We start from the raw sequence: 3,210 nt of genomic DNA, 5'->3' as shown, positions 1-3,210 counted from the left end.
GGGGCCGGTCCCGCGGGCGCCGTGTCCAGCCGGCGCAGTGCCCGTCGTTGCAGGGCGTCATGCGCCCGCAGCAGTTGCTCGTGTGCCAGGGCCGTGGCACCGCGCAGCTCGCGCAGCGCCGCGGGGAGGGTGCCGGACGGATCCGCGGAGACGGTGGCCGGAGGCCGGTGCGCACCCCCGGAGGCGGTCTCCGGGGGCGCCTGCGGGAGGTGCGGAGCCGCGTCCACCAGGGCGAGCGCGTCGAAGGGCTCTCCGACGAAGTCGAGGTCCAGCGTGCTCAATTCGGGCTCCCCCTTCCGTTCCCCGGGAGGGTGTCCGCCGCCGTGGTCCGGTTCTGCCAGTGCGCCACCGCTTCGGCGAACTTGTCCGACATGGCCGGAGTCGCCACGAACGTCACGCCGGTGAACCGCACCAGCACGCGGCCGGAGGGGTCCACGGCCGTGGCGTTCACGGTGAGGCCGCCGTCGGCCCGGCGGGGTTCGTCGGCGACCAGGAGGAAGTCCCGGTCGTCCGGGAGCGGCGCGTAGTAGTCGGCCTGTGCGATGCCCAGGGGCAGGCAGGCCTGGCCGAGCACCCGTCCGCCGAGCACCGACGGTCCCTGGAGCAGGACGTCGGCGAGCACCGGGCTGTGCGCCCGGCCGGCGAACGCGCCGTCCGCGACCGTGCGATCCGCCAGCCGGCAGCGCACCACGAGGCGTTCGGCGGTGAACTCCAGGATCTCCCGCATGCCTTGGAGCTGCGGGCCGTGGAACTGGGCGGCGCCGGTGTAGAGGCCCGACGCGTCCGCGGCACCGGTTCCGGACGGCCGTACCGGCAGCGCGGGGGCGGCCTCCGCTTCCGCGGCCAGTTCCAGCGTGACGGCATAGTGCGAAACGGGTACGGAGCGGTCGCCGTCGCCGTCGTCACGGACCGCGGCACGCACCACCACCCGGTCCCCGGCCACCTCGCCGCCGGTCAGTTCCATCCGGCGGTCACCGGCCGGGCCCTCGTCGAACACGATTCCGCTGTGCACGGCGAAGTCCCGTGCCCGCACCACCCGCAGCCCGGGGTGCGCCCGTTCGGCGAAGTTGACGAGCCAGCCGAGGCCGAAGGTGGCCGGCAGGACGGGATGGGCGCCGATGCGGTGGTCGAGGATGACGGGGTCACGCTCCAGGCCGTCGAGCGAGCGCCGGGCGACCAGGGCGGGGGCGGCGGCGGGCCGTGTCCCGTACAGCGGTTCCGCCTCGCCGACCAGCACCCGGGTCTCGTCCAGGGCGTCGGCGGCGAACTGCTCGACGAAGGCCCGGGCGCCCGTCGCCGGGGCGAGCAGGCGCACGCCCCGTGAGGTGAACAGCTCGCGGAGCTCGGGGCCGACCATGCCGCCGTCCCACGCGCCCCAGTCGATCGCCACGACGTGCTGTCCGGGACGGCGGTGCCGCCAGCTCGCCGCGAACCGGCACAGCGCCTCGTTGGCCGCCGCGTAGTCGGCCTGGCCGGCGTTGCCCAGCAGCCCGGCCACCGAGGTGAAGAGCACCAGGTGTCGCAGCCCGGCGGGATCGACGGCGCCGAGCACCGTCGTCAGCCCGCGCAGCTTCGGCGAGCACACCCGCTCCACCTGCTCTGCGGTCTTGTGCGCGAGCGGTGCGTCGGCGAGCACACCGGCGCCGTGCACGACACCGGTGACGCGGTGGCCGGCCAGGACCGCGCGCACGGCGCCGGCGTCCGTGACGTCCACGGAGTGATAGGTCGCGGTGCCGCCGGCCGCCTCGATCCGGGCCAGCGTGGCGCGGATCTCCCGCTGGGCCCGCAGGGCTCCGTATCTCCGCTCCGCCTCCCCGGGGTCCGGCCGGTCCCCGCCGGACCGCAGCCGGGCGACGACCGCGGCCTTCAGGTCCGCGTCGGGCACCGCGGCGGCCCACTCCGGCTCCTGATCCAGGGGACTCCGGCCGAGCAGCAGGAAGCGCGCGGGGCAGTGCTCGGCGAGCGCGGCGACGCACAGCGCGGTGATTCCGCGGCCGCCGCCGAGGACCACGAAGACGTCGTCGGCGGTCACCAGCGGCTTCGGGGCGCCGTGCACGTCGACCTCGGACGACGCGGTACGGGCCGGGTGACGGCCCGGCGTCACGGTGCGGCGGGTTCCCGACGCGTCGACGCCGACTTCGAGCGTGTCCGAGGCCGCGTCGTGCAGTTCGGCCAGCAGCAGGTCCGCGGAGGTGTCCGCGTCGAGGCCGGGATGCAGGTCCACCGCCCGGCAGAACAGCTCCGGTTCCTCGGCGGCCAGGGTCTTGACCACGCCCCCGGCCCCGCCGACCAGCGCGGCTTCGGGCTCTGCCGTACCGAGCAGCCCGAGACCGCCGTCCAGCCGGGTCAGGGTGACGAACGCCGCGCGGTGCGCGCCGCCGGTGCGCAGCCCGTTCCGGGCGTGCTTGGCGAACAGGACGGTCTCGGTCAGCCGCCGCTCGGCGGCGAGGGCGTCCGGCTCGGTGCCGAGGACGGCGAGGGCGAGGTGCAGCGGACCGGACGTCGCCGCGGCGAACTCCTCCTCGAGAGCGCCGATGTCGGTGTACGCCGACAGATCGACGCGGCGGACGGTCCAGCCTTCATGCGCCAGCCTCCCGGCCAGGGCGGTGGCGTGGGGCTCGCCCCGGTCGGCGACGACCGCCACCGGCTCGGCCGGGAACGGCCGGGCCAGCCGGTCGGCGGGCGGCAGACCGACCAGCTCGACGCGGTGGCGCCGTGTCCTCTCCTCCCCGGCCGCCGAGCGGAACTCAGCGGCCGGGGACGGCGCTTTTGGGTCCGCGGCACCTGCCTCGCCGACGAGATGACCGACGAGCTGGTCGATGGTGCGCAACTCGCCGAGCTGCTCCGGCCGTACGACGGGCAGTTCGGGGAAGCGGTCCTGGACGACGCCGATCATCTGCACGCGCTTGATCGAGTCGATGCCCAGCTCGGCTTCCAGATCCAGGCCGGGATCGACCAGGTCGGCCGGATAGCCGGTCTTCTCGGCGACCGTGTCCACCAGCACCTCACGCACCGTGTCGGCGGAGATCCGGTTCCCCGTCCCGTTCCCGGCGCCCGTGGCCGCATCCGTACTCGTCCTCGTACCCCTCGCCGTGTCCGTCCCGGTGTCCGCCCCGGCGGCCCTCGCGGGCACGGGCGCCGGCACGGGTGCGGCGGCCGGTGGCGGCGTATCCGGCGGTGTATCCGGCGGCGAGACGGGCGCCGACACCG

At 75.6% G+C, this 3,210-nt stretch carries 2 protein-coding genes and 1 pseudogene; all 3 read right to left on the bottom strand.

Translation table 11 applies throughout. From position 1 onward, the window contains the following. Positions 1-281, bottom strand: a pseudogene (locus tag AN218_RS16830) (hypothetical protein); the annotation flags it as partial. Further along, positions 278-3,004, bottom strand: coding sequence for an SDR family NAD(P)-dependent oxidoreductase (locus tag AN218_RS16825; protein ID WP_171908701.1), 2,727 nt, complete (start codon positions 3,002-3,004; stop codon positions 278-280). The gene AN218_RS16825 and the pseudogene AN218_RS16830, both read right to left, overlap by 4 nt. Position 3,005: 1 nt before the next feature. Further along, positions 3,006-3,210, bottom strand: a 205-nt coding sequence (locus AN218_RS37515) for a hypothetical protein (RefSeq protein ID WP_420855977.1), incomplete at its 5' end; no start/stop codon positions are given.

It is taken from the genome of Streptomyces nanshensis, from assembly GCF_001751255.1.
Taxonomy (GTDB): domain Bacteria; phylum Actinomycetota; class Actinomycetes; order Streptomycetales; family Streptomycetaceae; genus Streptomyces; species Streptomyces nanshensis_A.
Note: the sequence above shows the minus strand (reverse complement) of the source record. Positions and strands in the feature narration are given on the sequence as shown.